Source organism: Ensifer sp. 2TAB8 (assembly GCF_052115125.1).
GTDB lineage: Bacteria > Pseudomonadota > Alphaproteobacteria > Rhizobiales > Rhizobiaceae > Ensifer.
On the sequence record NZ_JBFRGB010000082.1, the window covers coordinates 1 to 637 of the forward strand.

Below are 637 nucleotides of genomic sequence, written 5' to 3' on the forward strand. Positions count from 1 at the left end.
GCTTCCTCAAAGCCCGAACCATCCGGCCCAGACCCTCAAATCAGCCTCAGCCAATCCAGGAAACTCTAGAGCGAAGGTCGTCGTCGCCAGCAGCGCCGCCGCCCTCGTCAGTGATCGGGCTTATAGACCTGCCCCCACCGAGACGTCAATAGGCTTTTTTGCTGTCGGCAAGAAATTCACAGGCGGCCGATTTGAAGGCTTGTGAAAAGTACGTTTACTGTATGGCTCGCATCGGCATCGGCGCCACACCAACCGCGGTCCCAATTGTTGCTGGCTGCAGTCCTGCCGACCTGAGGGCGTCTGTTCGCGCTGGGTATCCCAATACACGTCGCAAGCCACGAGACTGCGCAGCCCGCCCTGACGGTTGGATCGATCACGCCCGACCTTTCTCAGAAGGCTAACGGCACTCGGCAAACGATTTGCTGTTCACCGTATTGATCGACCTTGCACGAAGAGACAGTTCGGACGCCCGTGGTTTCTCAGAGCCTGTTCATTCTTCTCTGAATGCGCGCATCATCTGGTCTGTGAATGGTTTGCTGATATAGGAGATAGCGGTTCGTTCGTCGGTCTGGACGAAGACTTCGACGGGCATGCCTGGCATGAGCTTGCGGTTGCCGAGCCTTTCGATCGGGTCGGT

1 protein-coding gene and 1 pseudogene are annotated in these 637 nt (G+C 57.5%); one reads left to right on the forward strand and one right to left on the reverse strand.

The window, feature by feature from the left end; translation table 11 throughout:
• On the forward strand, positions 1–205 hold a 205-nt coding region (locus AB4Z53_RS35425), incomplete at its 5' end, for a hypothetical protein (protein WP_441600106.1).
• Positions 206–490: 285 nt separating this feature from the next.
• On the opposite strand, the pseudogene AB4Z53_RS35430 reads toward AB4Z53_RS35425, so the two are convergent.
• A pseudogene (locus AB4Z53_RS35430) lies at positions 491–637 on the reverse strand (HlyD family type I secretion periplasmic adaptor subunit); the annotation flags it as partial.